The sequence below is a fragment of the Clostridium sp. CTA-17 genome, assembly GCF_054767895.1.
Genome location: NZ_BAAABF010000001.1, coordinates 809,686 through 832,979, shown reverse-complemented (window position 1 = coordinate 832,979; position 23,294 = coordinate 809,686). Strand labels below are relative to the sequence as shown.

At 27.1% G+C, this 23,294-nt stretch carries 23 protein-coding genes and 1 pseudogene; 4 read left to right on the top strand and 20 right to left on the bottom strand.

The features are described 5' to 3' along the window. The 12 genes and pseudogenes from fabG to ACYUCG_RS03550 all read right to left on the bottom strand — a co-directional run bounded on the left by fabG (window position 1) and on the right by ACYUCG_RS03550 (window position 9,974). Complete coding sequence (gene fabG, locus ACYUCG_RS03605) at window positions 1-741, bottom strand: 3-oxoacyl-[acyl-carrier-protein] reductase (RefSeq protein ID WP_460268155.1); 741 nt, start codon at window positions 739-741, stop codon at window positions 1-3. 3 nt (window positions 742-744) lie between these two features. Further along, entirely contained in the window at window positions 745-1,689 is a 945-nt protein-coding gene (gene fabD, locus ACYUCG_RS03600; protein WP_139933284.1) for an ACP S-malonyltransferase, read from the bottom strand. Between the two features lie 96 nt (window positions 1,690-1,785). Beyond that, window positions 1,786-2,760 (bottom strand): beta-ketoacyl-ACP synthase III, encoded by a 975-nt coding sequence (locus ACYUCG_RS03595; RefSeq protein WP_060796280.1) that lies wholly within the window; start codon window positions 2,758-2,760, stop codon window positions 1,786-1,788. Between the two features lies 1 nt (window position 2,761). Then, window positions 2,762-3,226 (bottom strand): MarR family winged helix-turn-helix transcriptional regulator, encoded by a 465-nt coding sequence (locus ACYUCG_RS03590; RefSeq protein WP_011010216.1) that lies wholly within the window; start codon window positions 3,224-3,226, stop codon window positions 2,762-2,764. A gap of 171 nt (window positions 3,227-3,397) precedes the next feature. After that, window positions 3,398-3,898, bottom strand: a complete 501-nt coding sequence (locus tag ACYUCG_RS03585) for a deoxycytidylate deaminase (protein WP_011010215.1) — start codon at window positions 3,896-3,898, stop codon at window positions 3,398-3,400. Window positions 3,899-3,962: 64 nt separating this feature from the next. After that, a pseudogene (locus tag ACYUCG_RS03580) lies at window positions 3,963-4,785 on the bottom strand (RnfABCDGE type electron transport complex subunit B). 16 nt (window positions 4,786-4,801) lie between these two features. Next, window positions 4,802-5,377 carry an electron transport complex protein RnfA gene (locus ACYUCG_RS03575; RefSeq protein WP_460268154.1) on the bottom strand — a complete coding sequence of 192 codons (576 nt, stop codon included), beginning with the start codon at window positions 5,375-5,377 and terminating at the stop codon, window positions 4,802-4,804. A gap of 28 nt (window positions 5,378-5,405) precedes the next feature. Then, window positions 5,406-6,074: an RnfABCDGE type electron transport complex subunit E gene (locus ACYUCG_RS03570; protein WP_060796283.1), complete on the bottom strand. Its 669-nt coding sequence runs from the start codon at window positions 6,072-6,074 to the stop codon at window positions 5,406-5,408. 17 nt (window positions 6,075-6,091) lie between these two features. Beyond that, entirely contained in the window at window positions 6,092-7,126 is a 1,035-nt protein-coding gene (locus ACYUCG_RS03565) for an RnfABCDGE type electron transport complex subunit G (RefSeq protein ID WP_460268153.1), read from the bottom strand. A 230-nt stretch (window positions 7,127-7,356) separates the two neighbouring features. Next, window positions 7,357-8,409, bottom strand: a complete 1,053-nt coding sequence (locus tag ACYUCG_RS03560; protein ID WP_057257713.1) for an alanine racemase — start codon at window positions 8,407-8,409, stop codon at window positions 7,357-7,359. A 181-nt stretch (window positions 8,410-8,590) separates the two neighbouring features. Beyond that, window positions 8,591-9,541: an SPFH domain-containing protein gene (locus ACYUCG_RS03555; RefSeq protein WP_003448807.1), complete on the bottom strand. Its 951-nt coding sequence runs from the start codon at window positions 9,539-9,541 to the stop codon at window positions 8,591-8,593. A gap of 19 nt (window positions 9,542-9,560) precedes the next feature. Further along, window positions 9,561-9,974 carry an NfeD family protein gene (locus tag ACYUCG_RS03550; protein WP_003448822.1) on the bottom strand — a complete coding sequence of 138 codons (414 nt, stop codon included), beginning with the start codon at window positions 9,972-9,974 and terminating at the stop codon, window positions 9,561-9,563. A gap of 316 nt (window positions 9,975-10,290) precedes the next feature. Between ACYUCG_RS03550 and ACYUCG_RS03545 the strand changes: the two genes are divergently transcribed. Both ACYUCG_RS03545 and ACYUCG_RS03540 read left to right on the top strand, forming a co-directional pair. Continuing rightward, window positions 10,291-12,198: an NAD(+) synthase gene (locus ACYUCG_RS03545; protein WP_460268152.1), complete on the top strand. Its 1,908-nt coding sequence runs from the start codon at window positions 10,291-10,293 to the stop codon at window positions 12,196-12,198. A gap of 364 nt (window positions 12,199-12,562) precedes the next feature. Further along, window positions 12,563-13,987, top strand: coding sequence for a tetratricopeptide repeat protein (locus ACYUCG_RS03540; RefSeq protein WP_283704357.1), 1,425 nt, complete (start codon window positions 12,563-12,565; stop codon window positions 13,985-13,987). A gap of 127 nt (window positions 13,988-14,114) precedes the next feature. Here the strand turns inward: ACYUCG_RS03540 and hisJ are convergent, their stop codons facing one another. The 5 genes from hisJ to ACYUCG_RS03515 all read right to left on the bottom strand — a co-directional run bounded on the left by hisJ (window position 14,115) and on the right by ACYUCG_RS03515 (window position 18,426). After that, window positions 14,115-14,939: a histidinol-phosphatase HisJ gene (gene hisJ / locus ACYUCG_RS03535; RefSeq protein ID WP_003458543.1), complete on the bottom strand. Its 825-nt coding sequence runs from the start codon at window positions 14,937-14,939 to the stop codon at window positions 14,115-14,117. 182 nt (window positions 14,940-15,121) lie between these two features. Continuing rightward, window positions 15,122-15,910, bottom strand: coding sequence for an endonuclease/exonuclease/phosphatase family protein (locus tag ACYUCG_RS03530; protein WP_329744675.1), 789 nt, complete (start codon window positions 15,908-15,910; stop codon window positions 15,122-15,124). A gap of 188 nt (window positions 15,911-16,098) precedes the next feature. Continuing rightward, window positions 16,099-16,338, bottom strand: coding sequence for a DUF1292 domain-containing protein (locus tag ACYUCG_RS03525; protein WP_003448834.1), 240 nt, complete (start codon window positions 16,336-16,338; stop codon window positions 16,099-16,101). A 303-nt stretch (window positions 16,339-16,641) separates the two neighbouring features. Beyond that, the gene (locus ACYUCG_RS03520) at window positions 16,642-17,067 is read right to left on the bottom strand and encodes a hypothetical protein (protein WP_460268151.1); all 426 of its coding nucleotides are present in this window, start codon (window positions 17,065-17,067) and stop codon (window positions 16,642-16,644) included. Between the two features lie 3 nt (window positions 17,068-17,070). Beyond that, a complete protein-coding gene (locus tag ACYUCG_RS03515; protein WP_415341698.1) occupies window positions 17,071-18,426 on the bottom strand; it encodes a rhodanese-like domain-containing protein in 1,356 nt (451 codons plus the stop codon). Between the two features lie 319 nt (window positions 18,427-18,745). On the opposite strand from ACYUCG_RS03515, the gene ACYUCG_RS03510 reads away from it, so the two are divergent. Together ACYUCG_RS03510 and ACYUCG_RS03505 are read left to right on the top strand one after the other, a co-directional pair. Next, window positions 18,746-19,930: an SAM-dependent methyltransferase gene (locus ACYUCG_RS03510; protein WP_139933273.1), complete on the top strand. Its 1,185-nt coding sequence runs from the start codon at window positions 18,746-18,748 to the stop codon at window positions 19,928-19,930. A 160-nt stretch (window positions 19,931-20,090) separates the two neighbouring features. Beyond that, window positions 20,091-20,234, top strand: coding sequence for a hypothetical protein (locus ACYUCG_RS03505; RefSeq protein ID WP_181159608.1), 144 nt, complete (start codon window positions 20,091-20,093; stop codon window positions 20,232-20,234). A 47-nt stretch (window positions 20,235-20,281) separates the two neighbouring features. On the opposite strand, the gene ACYUCG_RS03500 is transcribed toward ACYUCG_RS03505, so the two are convergent. The 3 genes from ACYUCG_RS03500 to ACYUCG_RS03490 form a co-directional block, all read right to left on the bottom strand. After that, window positions 20,282-21,082, bottom strand: coding sequence for a 5'-methylthioadenosine/adenosylhomocysteine nucleosidase (locus ACYUCG_RS03500; protein ID WP_139933272.1), 801 nt, complete (start codon window positions 21,080-21,082; stop codon window positions 20,282-20,284). A 292-nt stretch (window positions 21,083-21,374) separates the two neighbouring features. After that, a complete protein-coding gene (locus ACYUCG_RS03495; protein ID WP_240298148.1) occupies window positions 21,375-22,541 on the bottom strand; it encodes a class I SAM-dependent methyltransferase in 1,167 nt (388 codons plus the stop codon). Window positions 22,542-22,762: 221 nt separating this feature from the next. Then, entirely contained in the window at window positions 22,763-23,194 is a 432-nt protein-coding gene (locus ACYUCG_RS03490; RefSeq protein ID WP_460268150.1) for a PIN domain-containing protein, read from the bottom strand. Window positions 23,195-23,294: the final 100 nt, after the last annotated feature.

Below are 23,294 nucleotides of genomic sequence, written 5' to 3'. Positions count from 1 at the left end.
CTACATTACCATTCCGCCATCTATATTTATGACTTGACCTGTTATATAATTTGCTGCATCTGATGCTAAGAATCCTACTAAGTTAGCAACATCTTCAGGGTCTCCTAATCTTTTTAAAGGAATATTTTTAGAAGCTTCCTCTTTAACTTTTTCAGATAAAGAAGCTGTCATATCAGTATTTATAAACCCAGGTGCTACAGCATTTACAGTTATTCCTCTACTTCCTAACTCTTTAGCTAATGATTTAGTTAATCCTATAACCCCAGCTTTTGATGCTGCATAATTTACTTGCCCAGCATTCCCAGCTATGCCTACAACAGAAGTCATGTTTATAATTTTACCAAACCTTTGTTTCAACATTATGGCAGAAGCATGCTTTGCACAATTAAATGTACCTTTTAAGTTTACATCTATTACACTATCAAAGTCTTCTTCCTTCATTCTCATAATTAAAGTATCCTTTGTTATACCTGCATTATTTACAAGTATATCTATCTTTCCAAATACTTCTTTACATTTATTCATAAGATTTTTAGAATCTTCAAAATTACTTATATCACATTTTACAGTAAGAACTTTTACCCCTTTTTCTTCTAAAATGGCTTTTAATTCTTCTGCCTCTTTATCAGAATTTCTATAATTTATAACAATATTAGCTCCCTTATCAGCTAATTTTAAAGCGATTGCTCTTCCAATACCTCTTGTTCCACCAGTTACTATTGCTACTTTATCTTTTAACATAGATTAAAGTACCTCCATCTCTCTTAATTTTGATAATGTTTTTTCTAAAGATTTTAAATCCTCTACATTAAGCACTGTAACATTTTTATTTATTTTTTTTACAAATCCACTTAAAGCTTTACCTGGACCTATCTCAATAAAAGTATCTACACCACTTTCAATCATTTTTTCTATATCATTTATAAATAAAACAGGTTTTTTAACTTGAGAAGTTAAAAGTTCTATTACATTATCTTCTTCTAAATAGGCTTCTCCCTTAACATTAGACATAACAATTCCATTTAATTTGTTTATTGAAATTTTATTTAACTCATCTTCTAATTTTTCAGCTGCTGGTTGTAACATTGAACAGTGAAATGGAGCTGATACAGGTAATTTTATAGCTCTTCCACCAGCTTCTTTTATAAATTCCATAGCTTTTTCTAAAGCTACTAATTCTCCAGAAATAACAATTTGACCGGGTGAATTATAATTCGCACCCTCAACTATTCCATATGGAGAACTTTTTTCTATTATTTCATCAACTTGTTCTGGAGTCATTCTTAAAACTGCAACCATTCCACCAATACCTTCTGCTACAGCTTCTTGCATGAATTTACCTCTTTTTTTAACTAGTTTAACTCCATCTTCAAAATTAATGGCACCACTATGAATAAGTGCAGAATATTCTCCTAAGCTTAATCCACAACTTATATTAGATTTAACTCCTAATTTATCTAGTGCTGTAAGTATAGCCATATTTGTAGTTATTATTGCAGGTTGAGTAAACTCAGTTTTATTTAATAATCCATTAGGATCATTAAAACATAGTTCTTCCATATCTATACCTAAGGTATCACTACTTCTTTTAAATACTTCTTTACTTTCTTCAAAATTATCAAAGAATTCTTTGCCCATTCCTACATATTGGGCCCCTTGCCCTGCAAATAAAAATCCTAGTTTAGCCATTAAAATACCTCCCAAAATTTAACGGATTAAAAATAAATATATCTATAATTATATTCTCATTTAGCATTATTTTCTAGATTTTTGTTTTTTCAAAAACTATAATTTAATTAAAGCAGCTCCCCAAGTAAGGCCTCCACCAAATCCAACCATTATTATGTTGTCTCCTCTTTTCACCTTACCATCGTCTATTGCCTCACAAAGTGCTATTGGAATACTTGCCCCTGATGTGTTTCCATAATTCTGTAAATTTGTTACAAACTTCTCTCTTGGTATTCCTAATCTTTTACCTACATAATCTATAATTCTTAAATTTGCTTGATGAGGAATTATAGCATCTATTTCTTCTATTTTTATATTTTCTTTTTCTAAAATATCTACTATACTTTCTTCCATTACTTTTGTTGCAAACTTAAATATTTCTCTTCCATTCATATTTATGTAATTTTCAGAAACTTCTTTTCTATCTTTAAAAGGACTATTTAATGGTAATCCCTGAATAACAAGAGAATCTCCCTTAGAGCCATCAGATTTTACATTGACACATTTTATTCCACAGTCTTCTTCTGTACTTGTAAGAACTGTAGCTCCTGCCCCATCTCCAAAAAGAACACAACTTCCCCTGTCTTCCCAGTTAAGTGCTTTTGATAAAGTTTCTGCACCTATTATTAAGGCATTCTTAGCTTCACCTGATCTTATTAAGGATTTTCCTAATTTAAGTGCATATATAAATCCAGTACATGCCGCATTTATATCAAAGGCCCATGCATTTTTAGCTCCTAACTTATCTTGAACGATACAAGCTGTAGATGGAGTAAAGTTATCTGGAGTTACAGTAGCTAATATTATTAAATCTATGTCTTCAGCACTTAATCCAGCTTGACTTAAAGCCTTTTTACTAGCCTCTACTGCTAAATCAGAAGTATTTTCATCTAATGAAATATATCTTCTTTCTATTCCGGTTCTAGTTCTAATCCACTCATCGCTAGTCTCTAAAAATTCTTGTAATCTTTCATTTTCCACTAAATTTTTAGGTGTATATAAGCCAAAGCCTATCATTTTAGCATTTTTCATATTAACTCTCCTTTGATTTCATAAGTTCTAATTTCTTTTGAAAGAACTTATCTAACTTATCTAGAGAACTTATTAAAACCTCCTCTTCACCAACACCTAGTTCCTCTAAAACATGATCTATCATTTCTTCATGAAATTTTTCATGTACTTTATAAGCTAGAGTTCCTTTCTCTGTAAGTTCTATCATAACAACTCTTCTATCTTCTTCTATTCTTCTTCTATTTACATATCCTTTTTTTATTAGTTTGTTTATAGCAGTTGTTAAAGTACCTACTGTTATTTTTAAATCTAATGCCACTTCTGACATTGTTCTTGCTTTTTCTATCCCTATGGCCTCTATAGTATGCATTTCTGTTATAGATAAATCATTAAATGGTGCACTCTTTAATGCAAATTCCTCTATTCTCAAAATATTATTGAATAATTTCACTAAAATATTATTTAATACTAATTCACTTTCCTTCATCCTAAAATCGCTCCCTTACTTCAAAATCATTAGATATAAAATTCAAATATTTTGAATATCAAACCAAATATTTTGATATTCAAAATATACTATACTAAATAAAAATTGTCAACTATTATAAATTTTCTCTTAAAATAAACCCCATAGTATTATCTATGGGGTTTATTTATTTTAAACATCTTCTGGCTTAAATGATATTAATAAATTATCTCTATCGCTTCCTAAATATCTATATTTTACATTTGCTTTATCAAACATAAATTTAGATGCCTTAACAATATCAGTATCTTTATATTTATCTGAAAGGTATATTACTTCAGTTATCCCAGCTTGAATTATTGCTTTAGCACATTCATTACAAGGAAATAAAGTAGCATATACTCTGCAGTTTTTAACATTCTTACCTGTACTATTTAAAATAGCATTAAGTTCAGCATGACATGCATATGGATATTTTGTTTCTAAAAAATCTCCTTTATTTCCCCAAGGTAAATCATCATCTGAACATCCCTTAGGAAAGCCATTGTATCCAATACCTACTATTTTATTATCATTATCAACTATGCAAGCTCCAACTTGGGTATTTGGGTCTTTGCTTCTTTTGGCACTAATTAATGCCACTCCCATAAAATACTCATCCCACGAAATATAATCTTCTCTTTTGCTAATCATATTAACCCTCCTAAATAGAAACTTAACACTAATTTTAAAGTTTTTTTATTTTTTTTCAAGTGTTTTAAAAAAATTCATTGTTATTTCTTTCTTAAATTTATTGCTTTTTTAGGACATTTTGATACACATAGTCCACAAGAAGTACATTTTTCATAATCAATTATTGCAAGATTATTTTCAACCTTTATAGCTCCATTCGGACAATTTTTTTCACATAGCTTACATCCTATGCAGCCTACGGAACAATTCTTATTTACAATTTTTCCACTATCATTGGAATTACAATTAACAATTACCTTTTGATCATCCTTTATTATATCTATAAGGTTTTGTGGACATACTCTTATACAAGCCTTACATGCTACACATTTTGAAGAGTCAATTTTTGCTATGCCATCTACAATACTTATAGCTCCAAATTTACATGCTTCTTTACAACTTCCTAATCCAAAGCATCCAAAGCCACAACCTTCACTTTCTTTATCGCTTAAAAATTCTTTAGCTTCTATACAGGTTTTATCTTTTGGAATATCCAATTGAATTTTTTTGTTTTTACAATCTCCCATACATTTTACAAAAGCAACTTTCTTTTCAACCGATTTAACCTTTACTCCTAATATTTCACCAATCTGCTTAGCTACATTTGGTCCACCTACTCCGCATAGACTCATATCAGCTCCTTCTTCAACTAAAGCATTAGCATAAGCATCACATCCTGGATAGCCACATCCTCCACAGTTAGCCCCTGGCAAAATTGCTCTTATTTTAGTAACTCTCTCATCTACTTTCACTTCAAACTTTTTAGATGCAAAGCCTAAAAGAATCCCAAATAAAAAACCTAATACACCTAAAATTAAAATAGAATATAATATACTTGAAAAATCCATTTAATCGCCTCCTGATTTATATAAGTCCTTGGAATCCTAAAAAGGCTATAGACATAAGTGCTGCTGTAAAAAGAGTTATTGGTAACCCTCTAAAATAAGGATGTATTTCTTCATTGTCATCTATCTTTTCTCTTAAAAATGACATTAATACTATAGCAAGCATATATCCTCCAGCAGACCCTAAAGCATGTACTATTGATTGAATAAGATTATATCCTTCTTCAACATTAGTAACGGCCATTCCTAAAACAGCACAATTTGTAGTTATTAAAGGTAAAAATATACCTAATGCTTTATATAAACTAGGACTATATTTTTTAACAACTATCTCAACAAATTGAACCAAGGAAGCTATAACAAGAACAAAAACTATTGTTTTCAAATAAGTTATATTAAACTTATCTAAAATCAAGTTATAAACAAGCCAAGAAATTATACTAGCTAATACCATTACAAAGGTAACTGCAAGTCCCATTCCTACTGCAGCTTCCTTCTTTTTTGAAACTCCTATAAATGAACATATTCCTAAAAATTGTGATAAAACAAAGTTATTAACAAGCATAGCTCCAATAAAAATCAGAAATAATTCCATAAATTTCACCTCTAATCCCTATATTTTATTAAGAATTTTTACCGCATCCAGAACAAGTACTACAATTATGTTCTAAACATTTAGCTTTTTTACCTTCGTTTTTAGCTTTCTTTATGTTTCTATAATTTAAGAAAGTCATTAATGCTCCTAAGGTTAAAAATGCTCCTGGAGCTAATATCATAATAGTAGCAGGCTTAAATCCCTCTGGCATAATGTTCATTCCCAAAAATGTTCCAGCCCCTAATATTTCTCTAAAAGTTCCTATAGAAAATAAAGCTATAGTAAAGCCAACTCCCATTCCAATGGCATCAAAAATAGATGGTATAACTTTGTTATTTGAAGCATAGGCCTCAGCTCGCCCTAATATAACACAGTTAACCACTATAAGAGGTATAAAAATTCCTAATGATTTATATAATGATTGAACATAAGCATTCATTAACATATCAACTACAGTAACAAAGGATGCAATTATAACTATATATGCAGGAATTCTTATTTTATTTGGTATAAACTTTCTTAAGGCTGAAATTATCATATTAGAAAAAATTAAAACCACTGTAGATGCTATTCCCATGCCCACAGCATTTTCAACACTTGAGGTAACTGCTAGGGTTGGACACATAGCTAATACTTGAACAAATATAGGATTTTCCGTAACTATACCATTTTTTAATCTTTCAAATAAAACTTTCAAAAATATCCCTCCCTAATCTAATTAAGATTATTATTATAGAAATTAATTACATTAGTAATACCTTTTATAATAGCCATTGAGCTCTTAGTTGCTCCACTTATTGAATCAACATTAACCACTTCACCATAAACACTTAAATCAATTTCATTTGTGTTTTCTTTAACTGAAAGTTTATCTAAGGAAGATACTCCTATAAAAGAATTTAAAAAGCTTTCCTCTTCTATTAAGTCTCCTAGGCCAGCAGTTTCTTTATGATCCAGTATTTGTACCCCTGTAATTATTCCACCTGTTGAAATTCCAATAGCAAATTTAATTGGTTTGTCTTCATACATGCCAACTTCACTAGCTTCTATGGCATAACCAATCTCTTTTTCTCCATTAGACACTATAGAAACCTTATCTATTCCTTTTTCTAATTCAATAGTTAATTCCTTTAGATCTCCTTCTAAGTTAATCTTTGATAAATTTAATATCTTTTCCTTTGATAGATCTTCTCCTAAAATATTTTCTTTATAAAAACTAATGGCATCATTTATTCCACTTGAAACAGCATTTGATGATATAGTTGCTCCTGTTATTCCTTGAATTTCTCCCTGAGAACTTGGAGCAGTTTTAACTATTTTTATATTATCTTCAATGGTTAAACCCTTAAATTTTTCAGAAAAAGAACTTTCTTCAACCTTAGCTCCTAAACCTGGAGTCTCTGCTTGGGATAATACTTTAATCCCACTAATCTCTCCATTCTTATCAATGGCCACAACCATATCTATTGGGCCATTAAATCCCTTTGGAGAAACTTTTATAACATATCCTTCATTTTCAGAATCACTTTTTGCCTGAAATACTTCTGATATAGTTGAATCTTCATTCTTTTCAAAAGTAAAATCTTCTAATTTATTTGCGTTAGGCAATATTTCTTTTAAGTCATCTGCACTTAACTTTGAATTTTGAGCAATAACTTCTTTTGTAAATTCATTTGCAAATCCTAAGAATACTCCTGCAAAAGAGGTTATCAAACAAAGTATAATGCCTAATTTTAGATTTTCTTTCATGATATTTTCCCTCCCATAAATAAATAATTTAAAAATCTAAAATCCTTAGTACACTACTTTAAAAATACTAGTTAATTGTGATTTTAATAAATCAATATTTCATTAGCATTATTCTTTTTAGGCTATATTAAAAGGTAGTGTTTTAACTCTTAAAATATTACAAAAAATAAAAAAAACATAAGACTAGATTTGTTTAGCCTTATGTTTCTTAAAAATATAAATTTTTACTTCTAATAAATATATCTTTTTTCTATGCTTGAATCTGATATTATAGGTGAAATATCAACTTTTAAAACTGAATCTTTAGAGCAGTTTTCCATAGAGATAATAGTTATATTCATATTTACTTTTCCTAATATTTTTACAGGTACATTGTTATTAAATATTACACTTCTCTCTTTAAATCTTCTATAAATCATTCTAAATATATCATAGAAAACATTATTTTTAATTTCTCTACTTATGCCTAACCCATGAACATTACCACATTCAATTATTCCTATTTCCATATCCTTATCTGCCTTAAAAAGACAACCATATCCTACAGTTTGTCCCTTTGAAACTTTATAAGTATTTACTGGTTTTGCATAGTATTCATAAGTTTTTTTAATTCCCTTATTAAAGCCTATATATCCATAAAGCACATTACCAGCTCTTGCCCCTGTAGTAAAATCACAAGCTTTTCTTAATTGATCATTTACAATAGCACTTGACGCCATGCAGTGTATTATCCTTACTTTATCTCTATACTTTTCAACTGTGGATTTAAATAGTTCTATTTGTTTTAAGGTATAATTAACATCCTTAGCATTATGTAAATGAGTATAGATACCATCTATTTCAAGGTTAGGAAATTCATTTTTAACTCTTTCTATAAATGAATCTAACTTGTTAGGCTTTATACCCATTCTGTTCATACCTGTATCTACATATATATGTACTCTCTTCTTTGTTTCCTTATCTAATTCATTTAATATTTCCTCATTATCTAAAGTTAATATTAAATTATCTCTTTCATCTTTAAAATCATCTTTTGTACATAAAGGTGATAAGATAAGTATATCCTTATTAATATTATCTAAGCATAAGCTCTCATCAATATTACCTACTGCTATTATGTCAACCTTATCTTCTATAAATTCAGCAATTTTTTTACTGCCTAGTCCATAAGCATCTCCTTTTATAACTGCAATTAGCTTTTTATTTTGTATTAAATCTCTTATTACATTTATGTTATTCTCTATATTTTTTAAATTTACATCGCACCAAAAATAATTACTCATTTTAAAATCCTCTTTCTACATTGAAATTACATTTTATATGATAACATTTTTTTATGAATATATAAATTACTAATTTATACCTAAATAAAAAAATCCCTTTACTCTTTTAAAGCAAAGGGAAAAAATTAATGCCTACGTAAGCCTTTTTAAAGACTCAAAAATAGTATATTCCTAATAATAATTATTTATTCTCTTTATTTTCTTTTAAAATATCAGCAATAGCTGCTATACTTCCTAAAGAAGAAACTGCTTCATTAGGTAAAATAAGCTTATTAGCTGGATTTGCTGCCATTTCTTTTAATGCTTCAACTTGTTTTAAAGCAATTACTACTTCGTTAGTTCCAGATTCAATTATTGAAGTATTTATTCTTTCAATAGCTGCAGCTTCTGCCTTTGAAACCTCTTCAATAGCTCTAGCCTTACCTTCTGCTTCAAGTAATTGAGATTCTTTTAAACCTTCAGCATGTCTTATATTAGCTTCTTTTTCAGCCTCAGCTCTTAAAATTTTAGCTTGTTTTTCAGCTTCTGCTCTTGCTATTTCACTTTGTTTTAAACCTTCAGCTTGTAATATAGTAGCTCTCTTATCTCTTTCTGCCTTCATTTGTTTTTCCATAGCATCTTGAATTTCAGCTGGAGGAATTATATTTTTAATTTCTACAGAAAGTATTTTTATACCATAAGCATCTGTTATAGAATCTATTATTGTTAAAAGCTCTAAGTTTATTTTATCTCTACCTGATAAAACTTCATCTAAAGACATATTACCTACTATGTTTCTCATATTTGTTATTGTTGAGTAAACTATACCTGATTTAAAATCTTCTATATTATAAACAGCATCTTTAGCATTTAATACTTTATAGAATATAACATTATCAATTTCAATTTTTACGTTATCCTTTGTTATTACATATTGTGGAGGTATATCTAGAATTTGTTGCTTTGTTGAAATTTTCTTTCTTACAAAGTCAGCGAAAGGAATAACTAAATGCCAACCTGGCTCTAAAATTTTACTAAATTGTCCAAAACGTTCTAACACATAAACATATCCTGTATTTACAACCTTGATTGATGAAATTGCTGCAAATACCACTATTAATAATAAGATTATAATAATTACAGTAGCTACCATGAGTAACCCCTCCTAGTTTTTATTTTTTTATTAGAATTTTATTTCCTTCTATTCCTATGATCTCGACTTCTGTCCCTTTCTTTAATGGGCCACTAACACTTTTAAATGTCCAATAAATCCCCTCAAATTTAATCAATGATGAATCTTCTACATTTTCATCTAATATAATTTTTCTTCCTATATAGGATTGTTCCATGGTTTTTGTTCCTATATTATCTACTTTTATCTTTCTTTTAATTTTAGGATAAACATAGAAGAAAAATAAAATTGTTATTATGGAGAATAGTATGAATTGTAATATTACATTTACATCTAGAAATGCTAATACTAAACCACCTAAAGCCCCAAAGGAAAATCCAACAAATAGAACATCAGAACTTAAATAGTCTATTATTATTCCAGCTAGAATAACTACTACCCAAAGCCACAGCATAGTTTGTCCCCTCCTTTTTTATTATTAATTTTAACTTTTTATTAATATTTACTTTATTATACAGTTTATACATTATTTTTGCAAGTACTATTTTTAACTTTTTAAAATAATATTTTTAAACGCACTAAGAGTTAATAAATACTATTTATCTCTAGTTGATTTTCTTATAAATTCACATTAATATTTAATATATAGTTTTATTTAGTAAAAGTTACTACTATAAGAAAATATTATTTAAAAAATCTAGTTTTACTTAAAGGATAAACTTTTATTACTATAGAAATACTAAAAATAAAAATATACTGGAGATGATGCTATGGATTTCATAAAAGTAGGTGCAGCTTCACCTAAAGTAAAAATAAGCGATACAAAATACAATCTTAAAGAAATAGAAACTATGATTTTAAATGCTATAGAAGAAGAAGTTAAGGTTTTAGTTTTTCCCGAGCTAAGTATATCAGCATACTCTTGCGGAGATTTATTTACCAATGAAAAGTTAATTGAAAATTGTAATTTAGCAATAAAAAATCTAGTTGAATTTTCTAAAGGTAAAGATATTTTAATCGCTGTTGGTGCTCCTTTTTTATATAGATATTCCTTATATAATTGCGCATATGTAATATTAAATGGAGAAGTTTTAGGTATAGTTCCAAAAAGCTATATACCAAACTACTCTGAATTTTATGAAAAAAGATGGTTTACAGAAGGTTTTAATATAAAAGGACTAAATGTTGATTTATGTTTTCAAAAGGAAGTACCTTTTGGAACTGATTTAATATTCTCATTTAAAAATCTAAAAGTAGGTTTTGAAATTTGTGAAGATCTTTGGGTTACTATACCACCTAGTTCTAATTTAGCTTTAATGGGTGCTAACCTTATTTGTAATCTTTCAGCTTCTAATGAACTTGTATCAAAAAGTTCTTATAGAAAGGCATTAGTTCAAAACCAAAGTGCTAGAACAATGTGTTCTTATATTTATTCTTCAGCAGGAGTTCATGAATCAACTACAGATTTATTATTTAGTGGTCACATGATAATAGCTGAAAATGGAACTGTTATAAAAGAAAATAATAGATTCAAAAGAGAAAATGATTTATTAACTGGTATAGTTGATTTATTTAAATTAGATGCAGAAAGAATAAAAAATATAAGTTTTAGAAATTCAACTTTTAATGAAAATAATGAACCTAGATTTATTCCTTTTAATTTAGAAAATATAGAAATTAAAAACTTTGATAGAGAAATAGATAAACATCCTTTCTTACCAAAATCTCAGTATGCTATGGAAGCGCGTTGTGAAGAAATATTAAACATACAAGCTGCTGCCCTTGCTAAAAGATTAGAGCATACAAACCTTAAGAAAGCAGTAATTGGTATTTCAGGAGGATTGGATTCTACTCTTGCCCTACTAGTTGTGGTAAAAACTTTTGATATGCTAAATATACCAAGAGAAAATATAATAACTATAACTATGCCTGGTTTTGGAACTACAGATAGAACATATAATAATGCAGTAACTCTATGCAAAGAACTTCACTGTGATTTTAGAGAAATAAATATAGTGAAAGCTGCTCTTCAACATTTTGAAGATATAGGTCATGATAAAGATATTCATGATGTAACATATGAAAATGTTCAAGCAAGAGAAAGAACTCAAATCCTTATGGATTTAGCTAATAAAGAAGGTGGCTTATTAATAGGTACTGGAGATCTTTCTGAACTAGCTTTAGGATGGTGTACTTATAATGGAGATCACATGTCAATGTACTCAGTAAACTGCTCTATTCCTAAAACTTTAGTTAGATTTTTAGTTAATTATTTTGCTAATCATGAAATTTCAAATGATGCTAAGGAAGCTTTATTAGATATTTTAGATACTCCTGTAAGTCCAGAATTATTACCCAAAGATAAAGAAGGTAAAATAGCTCAGAAAACAGAAGACATTGTTGGCCCTTATGAACTTCATGATTTCTTCTTATATCATTTTATAAAACATGGATCAAGTCCTGAGAGAATACTATTCTTAGCTAATGAAGCATTTAAAAATGATTATGATGAAGAAACTATAAAAAAATGGCTAGATAAGTTTATAAGAAGATTCTTTACTCAACAATTTAAGCGTTCTGCTCTTCCAGATGGACCAAAGGTTGGTTCTATATCACTTTCTCCTAGAGGTGATTGGAGAATGCCTTCTGATGCTGTATATAATGACTTTTTAATTTAATAATATTAAAACATTAAGATATTTAAATATGAACTATAAACATTTGTCCACATTATTTTTGATTAATAAAAAATAATTTTAGACTTTGTTTATAGTTCTTTTTAATTAATTTATAAGTTTTATTTTAAAGTTAATTATTAGAATTTAATAAAACGCCTAAATAGATTAATTTTACTATTTTTGCTCCTTTTTCTATAATAAAATCCTATTTTGTAAAAAAAATAATAACATTGACATAGTTTTGCCAAAAATATATTGTAAACTTTTATATATATAATGTATAATTAGAATTTAGACAGATACTTATTTATTTTATCGAAATATGTTTGATAAAAATTATTGAAAAAGGAGGAGCTATAAAGCTATGAGTAAATACGATAAAAAACTTAAAAAAGCATTAGCTCAATATGAAAATGGAAATTATGAAGAAGCATTAGATATATGTGAAAAAGTACTTGATAAGGACTATAATAACGAGGAAGCACTTATATTAGAAGGAAGAGCTCTTGAAAAACTTAACAGAATAAGTGATGCTATCGTTTCATGGAAAATAAATGCTGAATACAATAATAATGAAGAAGCTAGAACAAAACTTGATAAATTTAATAATTTAGATGAAAAAAAACTAGCAATGAGCACTATATTTAGTGAAACTATGAAAGATGAAATTAAGGCTAGACTTCAAGAAGAAGCTCAAAAAGAATATGCTAAGCAGTTAGAAAAGAGAGATTCTGAAATTAAGCCATTACCTAAAGACACCGAAAAAGAGAAAGAAAATAAAAAAGTTGAACAAGCTCCAGTTATTAAGATAAATAAAGAAAAACCTAAAGAAGATATTAAGATTGATGACATAAAAATGGATCATCCAGTTAAAGAAACTTCAAAGAATGAAAGTAATAATCTTGATAATGTGACAAAGGTAGATTTCCACAAAAAAGATGAAGTTAAAAAATCTAAAGATAAACCTAAGGATGATAATGAACCTAGGGTTATTAGTACTCCTAACTTTAAAAACGAGAAATCTAATGCTAAAAAATCTAACAAAAAGAAACCAGTTAAGTATATAGCTGTAGCTGTTTCAGGTGCTATAGTTTTATTACTTGCTTATGGAGTAACAAAAAATATAAAAACTACAGATGCTAGTAAAAATCAAATAACAGCAAGTGAAGAAGCTAATAATAATGCTAACAAGGCTGAAAATCCAACTGACAATAAGACAAATGAAGATTCAAAAAAAGAAACAGAAACTAAGACTCTTACTGCTGATGAATTAAATAAAGCTATTAGTAATAATGATATAAATTCTCTTTATACACTATTAACTTCTACTCCTAAGGATAAAGTACCTCAAGATGCATTAGATGCTTATAATAAAGCAGAAAATTTAATGAAAACTGATGGTGTTAAGGATTTATACTTAAAAGGATCAGATTTATTTAAAGAGAAAAAATATGAAGATGCCCTTAAGGACTTTGAAAAAGCATATGCCTTTTCATCTGATTCTTACTTGAGACCTCACTTAATTTATTTCATGGGAACTTCTTATGAAAACTTAGATAAAAATACAGAGGCAATCAAGTATTTCCAAGAATATTTAAAGGATTATAAAGCAAAGCCAGATGCTGAAGATTTTATGTACACACCTCAATGTTTATATAACTTAGCTATTTTATATAATAAAGAAGGTAACAGTGCTGAATCTAAAAAATACGCGCAAGAAATTGAAAATGATTATCCAAACACAATGTTCTACAATGATGTTACTAAAAAAATTATATACGGTAATTAATAAAAAAGCACAAGGAATTATTCCTTGTGCTTTTTTATTATCTATAAATTAAAACTTTATAAATAATTATTTTAAAATCTCTTCTCATACAAATTTTTCAATAAATTTATATAAGTTATAGTGTCTTTTATATTGCTTCTGAATCTGGGAAAATCATATTTGCAACCTTCTCAAACTCTACTCCAACATATTTTGAACTATGAGAATCAGATCCTAATACCATAGGTATATTATACTTTAAGCATAAATCTAAAAATATTCCTTGAGGATGTACCTCTCCACATTTCTCTCTTCTAAGACCTGAAGTATTTAAATCAATTTCATAATTTCCTTTTTTCATTTCTTTTAGAATACTCTCTAAAAGCTTAATATTATATTTTTCATTAGGAAAATCTGCTTTATACTTTCTAACTAAAGTTGGATGTCCTATTCTTTTAGGTTTAAAGGCTCCTAGATCGCATTTAATTGACTTTAACATAGTTTCATAGTATAGATCATAAAGTTTGTCCATTCCGCCAATTTTCTCTACTAATTCACCAATCATATCTGATCCATTACCTATTTGATAATACTCTCCTTGAAACTTCACTATATGAACTGAAAGAATTGCATCATCTAAATATTTTCCATACTTATTTAATATAGCTTTAGTCTCCTCTTCATACCCTTCCACATAATCAACCTCTAAGCCTACATTAACTTTAATTTTATCCTTAACCTTTTCTTTTAGCTCAGTTATTCCTTTTATGTACTCCTCTAATCTTTCCATAGGTAAAGCACTATTTTTTCTTGGAGAAGGGTCTTCCATAGGAAGTGGCATATGTTCTGTAAAAGTTATTTCTGTAATACCATTTCTTAATGCAGTGTCAATGTACATATCTAGACTATCATTGCTACCATGTGGGCAATAAGTACTATGAACATGTCCATCTCTTTTTGTGTTTAAAATCATTTTATCCTCCGTATTATGCTGCTATAAATTTTGTCAAAATCTAAAACTTAATAAAAAGATTAATTTAGATTTAAAAAATTAAAAACTCTAAAAATAAACTGTATTATAATTTACAATTAATTTTTAATCCATTTATATTATACCTTATTAAATTAATAAGACAACATACTACGAATATACTGCTATTTTAATTCTAATTCACATATTACTGGGTAATGATCCGAAGGATATCCCCCCTCTATTTTTCTATCATCTATACTTAATTTTTTTATTTCATAATCACCAGAATAGATTATATAATCTATTATTCTCCCCTCATATCCTCCTTTAAAATAATGAAAAGTTCCCATTATATTATTTTGTATATTATCATAACATACATTAAAGCATGTATTGTTTGTTTCTTCTTCTCTAAGAATATTAAAAAGATTATCTTCTAAATAACAATTGAAATCGCCCATTATTATATATGGAGTTTTTTCAACATTATAATTTTTCTTCACTTCTTTTAATATTATTTTTATGCCCTCTTCCCTTGCAAGCTCACTCTCATGATCTAAATGAGTGTTATATATATCTATCTTTAATCCACTTATTTTATCTTTTAATTTCAGTTTAGTACATATTCTAGGAAGACTACTATTAAAATCCTTACTCCCCTTAATATTAGGAGTTTTAGATAACCAAAACTGATCCCACTCTAATACTTCAAATTTATTATTTAAAAAGAAAATTGCATTAAATTCATCTTTCCCATTTCCTTCTCGATCTTCTCCAACCCATGAATACTCATCTAATAAATCATTCATATCATCTAACATATGAATAAGCCCCTCTTGAGTACCTATTATATCTGGAGAATGTTCTTTTATGAGCTTTGTAATTCTTAAACATCTTTGACTCCATTCATTATTATCTTGTGCTTTAAAATCATATTTTAAATTAAATGTCATAACCTTTAAATCTCTCATAATTATTAGCTTAATTAATAAATTAATTAAACCCTCCCCCTTATCTAACTCTTTTTAAAATAAGCTCTGTTTTAAAAGTTAAGATTTACTTAAAACAGAGCCTAAAACAATTATAATATTTATATAGATATGTTTTATAGTGACAAATTCTAATTTATATGTACTTATTTTAAATTAAATATAAATTATTAAAATTTCAAATTAGATACTTGCTTAAACATATTTATTTCCTTTTCAGATTCTACAGAATCTAAAGTTTCATTCCAATCTTTATCAAAATTAATTTTAAATAGTTCCACATGAGTCTTATCATTTTTAGGTGCCATTGCTACATATTCTGCACCACAAATTAATTTTTGTTCTAAAACTAGATATTCAATCTTTTTTCCATTTTCATCTCTAAAAGATACTACTTGATTATCATTCATTTTATTTCCTCCTTTAAATTTTTCTTTCTTATTTATTATTTTATATATTTTTTTATTTATTCTTTTTTAATTTAATACTCATTTACGAGTATATTATATACGATATTAAATAAGTAGTAACAATGTTGATTTAAAAATTTATAATACAAGTAAATAATTATATATTCTTTTATGAAATAAATTTCTCAATTTTAAAATTGAGAATAATTTATTTAAGTTCTATTTAAAATTAATAAGAATTAAACTCTAGACAAAATAAAAACAAACCACCTTAATTAAATACTAAGATGGTTTGTTTTTTTGTTATTTATATTTTATAGCTATAATTACATTCCATAAAATCTGAATTACTAAAACTATAATTTCTATCATTATAAAGTAATAATAAGCTAAAAGATTTTGAAAAAATGTTAGCTTTATAACAAGCATTAATATAATAGCCATAATGCTTGTTATTATAGTTTGAATTTTATAAAAACCACTCTTTTTAGCTTTTATAGAATAAATAAACCATATAAAAAATACTAAAGATATAATTAAAGCTATAATTGATAAAATATTTAAATTTTCAATACTTATGCTATTTGAATATTGATATTTCCTAAAATAAACATGGTGCATTACACCAGCTTTTTTATTAGTTAAATATTGAATAGCAATTACCCCAATCCATAATATGGCTTGAACTATCACTATTATTGGATATAGTATTTTTTTTATTTTATCCATAAACTATTTTGTAGGTTCTCCAGTAATTGATGGATTTCCACCATTACTCCAACCAATCCATCCATCACTGTATATAGATGTATTTTTTAGTCCCATTACATTAGCATAAGTGTAAACCTCAGCTGCACGCCATCCACTACCACACATAAATGCAAGATGATTTTTTAGGTTTATTCCTTGATCTTCCCACATTTTTTCTATTTCATATCCATTTCTCATTGTATTATCTACATTTCTATAATACTCTAAAGATGTTGGACCATTTTCTCCTGCGTATCCAAAAACAGCACCTTCTATACGGCCTTTTTTATCATGATAACTATATCCTGATATTTTACCTATATATTCATCCCAAGTACGGTTATCAACTAAAGTAAAGTCAGGTTTTTTAAGGTCTTCCTTAAGCTCTGGTATAGTAGTAATTACTTCAGGATCTGCTGGTATAGTAGCACCAAAATCTCCTCCTGGAGTTTTTGGATTAACCTTAGTTTCTAATTCATATCCAGCACTAGTCCAAGCTCCATCTCCTCCATTTAATACTCTTACATCTTTAACACCCATATATTTAAGAACACTAGCTAAACGATAAGCAGCCATTTGCTCTGCACCTGTAAGTATTATTGTATCATCTTTATTAATTCCATAGTCTGAAGCAAATTGAGTTAATGTCTTATCATCTGCAAGCATCCAAGTTGGAGGTGGTTCTATAGTGTCTGTATTTATATGTACACTTGTAGGAACGTGTCCCTTTCCATATGTTTGATTTTCATCTCCCCAGCTTGCCTCAAGTACTTTTATGTTTTTAGCATTCTCAAAAGTTTCTGGTTTATTTCCATCAATAACTTCCTTTAATATTTTAGCAGGAACTATTAAACTATAGTCTTCATATTTCTCTAAAGGAAGATCTTTGTCACTAGCCCACTCTTTAATATCATATGAGTAAAGATTTTTATATCCTTTTTTTGAAAGATAATCAGCAACTACCTTTGAATCTTCTCCATTAGCATCATATAATATTATGTTCTTATCTGTAGTTATACCTTTAGTTTTTAGGGCTTCATCTAATTTCTTTTCTTTATCCTTAGCATCAACCTTTATCCAATTTGCAGAAAAATCCTCTGCATTTGGAATGTGTCCACCCCTAGCTTCATCATATAATATCCATCCATTATATGAATCGCTTAAACGTGTATCAACAGCTATCCAAGAATTATCTTTTAAATTTTCTTGTACTTCTTTTGTGCTTAATGATTTAATAGAAGTATTTACTTCATTACTTTTATTTCCAGAACAAGCCATAAAAGTTACAGTTGCAGATACCGCTATTAGACCTAAGGTTATTTTTTTTAATAAACTCATATTTTCCTCCTTAGTTTTATTAAATTTAGTACCATTAAAAATAATATCAAATTTATATTATTTAGTAAATAACTATTAAAAATTATTAATTTTACATTAAATTACGTATTTAAATGTATTTTTTATTATATTTTCCATAAAATATATTGCTTTGTTATTTTCTTTTTTTTATTAAATATTTTTATGAGTATTTTTAAGTATTTTTTAATTAATTTACTAGATTCAGTAAATTCAAGGAATTAAAGTACATTTTTTAAAAGATTTTTTAACAAATATGGAGTATCATAAAAATATAAATATTAAATGAGGTGATTTTTTTATGGAAATTAATAAAAGTATAGTCAAATCAATTGCTGAACATCTTTCAGATAGACCATTTGACTTAGAGTATTGGGATGGAGAAATCATTAAATATGGTAATGGTGATCCTGAATTCAAAGTTATTATAAAAAACTTCCCAAGTAAAAAAGAACTTTTAGCAGATCCTAGTGTAGCTTTAGGTGAAGCATACATGAAAGGTGATATTGATATAGAAGGAGATCTTCAAAAATTCTTTGAAAGTATTATTCGTAATAAAGATAGCTTTATGAATAAAAATACAGTATTCAGACTTGCTTCTAAAATAAAAGCGCCATCTTTAATGAAATCAAAAAAAGATATAGCACATCACTATGATATAGGTAATGATTTCTATAGTTTATGGTTAGATAAAACAATGAGTTATTCATGTGGATATTTTAAAAATCCAACAGATACACTTTATGATGCCCAGATGAATAAAATACATCACATATTAAAGAAACTTAATTTAAAAGAAGGTCAACATTTACTAGATATAGGTTGTGGTTGGGGTTACTTAATAATAGAAGCTGCTAAACTTTATAAGGTGAAAGCTTTAGGTATCACTCTTAGTGAAGAACAATTTAAGAAAGCTAAAGAAAGAATAAAACAAGAAGGACTTGAAGATTTAGTTGATGTTCAATTAATGGATTATAGAAATTTAGAAAAATCCAACTTAGAGTTTGATAGAATTGTTAGTGTTGGTATGGCAGAACATGTTGGTCACGCTAACTTACCTTTATTCTTCAAAAATGTTGATTCTGTATTAAAAGAAAGTGGATTATTCCTATTACATAACATAACTAACCTTGTAGAAACAGAAGGAAACAAGTGGATTACAACATACATATTCCCAGGTGGATACCTTCCAACATTAAGAGAAGAGCTTAATATTGCAGCAGATATTAACTTCCGTACATTAGATGTAGAAAGTTTAAGACTTCATTATATGAAAACATTAGAAGAATGGTGTAAAAACTTCATGAACCATTTAGATGAAGAAAGAGATATGTTTGATGATGAATTCTTAAGAATGTGGCATTTATACCTTGCTACTTGTGCAGCTGCATTCCACTATTGGGATATTGACATACATCAAATCCTATTCTCAAAAGGAATAAATAATACTCTTCCTATGACAAGAAAATATTTATATGAAGACTAATTAATATTAAGGTCTTGTATCAATTAAGTCTTATTATAAGGTTTTGATACAAAACCTTATATATTGTAACATATTAACTTTTTTAGCTCTGTTATCAAAGAATATCTTCTAAAATTATAGGGAAAATATATATTGAAGTTCTTTTTAGGAGGTATTTAAAATGAATAATAATAAATCAGCCCATGACATAGCTAAACAAATGATTATTGATGGTGAATCATTTGATAAAATAAAAGAGGTTACTAACTTAAGATTAAAAGAGATAAAAAGAATTCAAAGAGATGAAATAAGTCCAAAGTTTTAATTTAAATAACAAAAAAATCCAACTTAATTTTAAGTTGGATTTTTTTGTTACATATTTTCAAACATTGATTTTAATATTGATGTTGAATTTTTAACTCCCACAGGTATAAACTCTTTATAATCCATGTGAGCCCCATTATTAGCATTATCTGATATTGAACGTATTATTACAAATGGAATTTTATTAATATATGCAACTTGAGCTATAGCTGCACTCTCCATTTCAACTGCCTTAGCATTAAACTCTTCATCTAATAATTTAACTTTATTACTATCTGCAATAAATTGATCTCCAGATACTATTCTTCCTACATAAGTTTTAACCTCTGGAACATTTTTTGCAGCATCTTTTGCTAAGTTTAATAATTTCTCATCAGCTTTAAAATCATAAACATCCATTCTAGGTATTTGTCCTACTTTATCTCCAAAAACAGATGCATCTACATCGTGTTGTACATATGTATCACCTATAACTATATCTCCTGGATATATATCTTTAGATACACCTCCAGCAACCCCTATATTTATTAAAGACTTAACCTTAAATTCACTTGCTAATATCTGAGTACATAAAGCTGCATTAACTTTTCCTACTCCTGATACAACAGCTACAACATGTTGACCCCATAGGTCTCCCTCATAAAAATTTAAATCATTTCTCTTTACTTCTTTTTGATTTTTCATATCCTTAAGAAGTACTTCTAGTTCTTCATTCATAGCACCTATGATTCCTATAGTGTTTTCTTCCTTAGATGCTTCTACATTTTTCTTGCTTTCACATGCAATTAAGCTAAAACTTGTGATTAATATAGCTAATAGTACACTTGTTGTCTTTTTTAATATATTCAATTTGCCCCTCCTAAAAGTGTTTATTCGAACTATATATCTAATTTAAATTTAATAGTTCGCTATTATACAAATAATTATACATAATATTTTTATAATTACAAGTATTTTTTATAATTTTTTAATAAAATCAAATATAAATTAGCTATCAGCAAAAAATAGAGAGGAAAGTAATTTAAAAACTCTCCTCTCTATTTTAAAAACTTATTAACTTTAAAGCTATTTACGAATTTTATAATTTTCTTAAAATATTGATTATTAAATCACAAACTTACTTAAATTAAAAGTTTATTAATTATATTAAGTTATCATCTTTTAAAAGCTTATATAATGTTGGACTTAAATTAAACTCATCCATAAGATTATTAACCTCACTTAAAGCCTTTTCTTTCTTACCTTTAGAAACATTTCCTTTAGTTGCTCTTATTAATATATTTTTAGGTGAATGTGCTATATCTATAAACTCTAAAAGCTGAGTTTTATATCCTGCACACTCTAAAAGATTAGCTCTAACTGAATCAGTCATAAGTGCTGATATTCTTTCTTTAATTATTCCATAGTTAGTAAGTATAGAAAACTTTTCACTTTCTATTTGACTATTAAATTCATGTTGACAACACGGAACTGAGAATATCATTTTACTATTCCACTTTATTGCATTATATAAAGCATAATCTGTTGCTGTATCACAAGCATGTAATGTTATTACCATATCTACTTTATTATTATATTTAAATCCATTTATATCTCCAAGCTCAAAATGTAAATTTTCATAATTATATTTTTTAGCTATTTCATTACATTTCTTTATAACATCAGCCTTTAAATCTAACCCTATCATATTAACTTTTATCTTTTTGATTTCAACAAAATAATAATATAATATAAATGTTAAATATGACTTACCACATCCAAAATCTAATATTGTAAGCTCTTTTTGATCTATCTTTTTTATTTCATCATCTATTATTTCTATAAATCTATTTATTTGCTTGTATTTATCATATTTAGAGTTTATAACCTTTCCTTCTTTAGTAAAAACTCCTAAGTCTATAAGAGGCTCTATAATCATTCCCTCTTCTAATATGTAGTTTTTCTTTCTATTATGTTCCTTCTTTAAAACTTTTAAAGCCTCATTATTTTTCTTAATTCCTAAAAACACCTTCCCTTTTTTAGAAACCTTAAGATCGAAAGAACTTTCCTTAGAAAAAGCATTTAATTGCTTGTATTTAGAAACAAATAATTCTTCTATCTTCTCTTTAAGTTCTTTTTTTTCTATATTTTCATGAAAAACTTGTTTTTCAGTATATTTCTCTATTTGATAAAAATCCTTTTTATTTTTTTCTTTAAGCTGAAATACTATTTTTTTATATTCAGTATCCTTATTTAATTTATTACTAATTACTAGTTTTATGATTTCCTCTTCTGTAATCTTATCAATTGCTTTTATTAAATCATCCATTAAAACTCACCTTACAATCTATTATTAAAGTTAAACTTAACATTTTTCTAAAATAAACTTTCATCTCTGATTTTTATTGATGTCTTCAAGTGAACTTTCTCTTTTAAAATTGACCCATTATAAATATCTATCATAGATTAAAGTTAAAGTAATATTAAACTTAACTTGCTATATAATATAATACATAAGATTTAAATATATATCAAATATGAGCTTATAATTTACATTAGAATATCTTTTATATTTAGAACTCTCTTTTCTCCTAATAACTCTTTAGCAATATAACTTAAATTCAAATCCTCTGTAATCAAAGAAAATTCACATTTTTCTTTCAAAGCTACTATAAGTAACAAGTCATTCTTGCTTATCTTTTTTCCATTATAATAATAAAATTCACCTTTTATATGATTAAAATTTATCTCTTTAATAAAATTTTCTGTCATTATATTATCTAATTCAATTCTATAAGGAATTAACTTCATAAAACGCTCTGACATTATTAATTCACCCTTAAATAACCTTCTTTCTTTTTTTGCTAGTTCCTTAAGTATTTCATCTATAACTATAATTTCATTTTCCTGTAAAATATTATTAAATTCTTCTTTATTCCAAAGTTTTATAATAACATTAGTGTCTAGTATATAATTCCCCAAAATCATCACCTCTTAAAAAAAGCTTAAAGATATTATATAAAAAATATATAGCTAACAAATAAACTTTAATATTAATTTAATGAAAATATTATATTTAAAA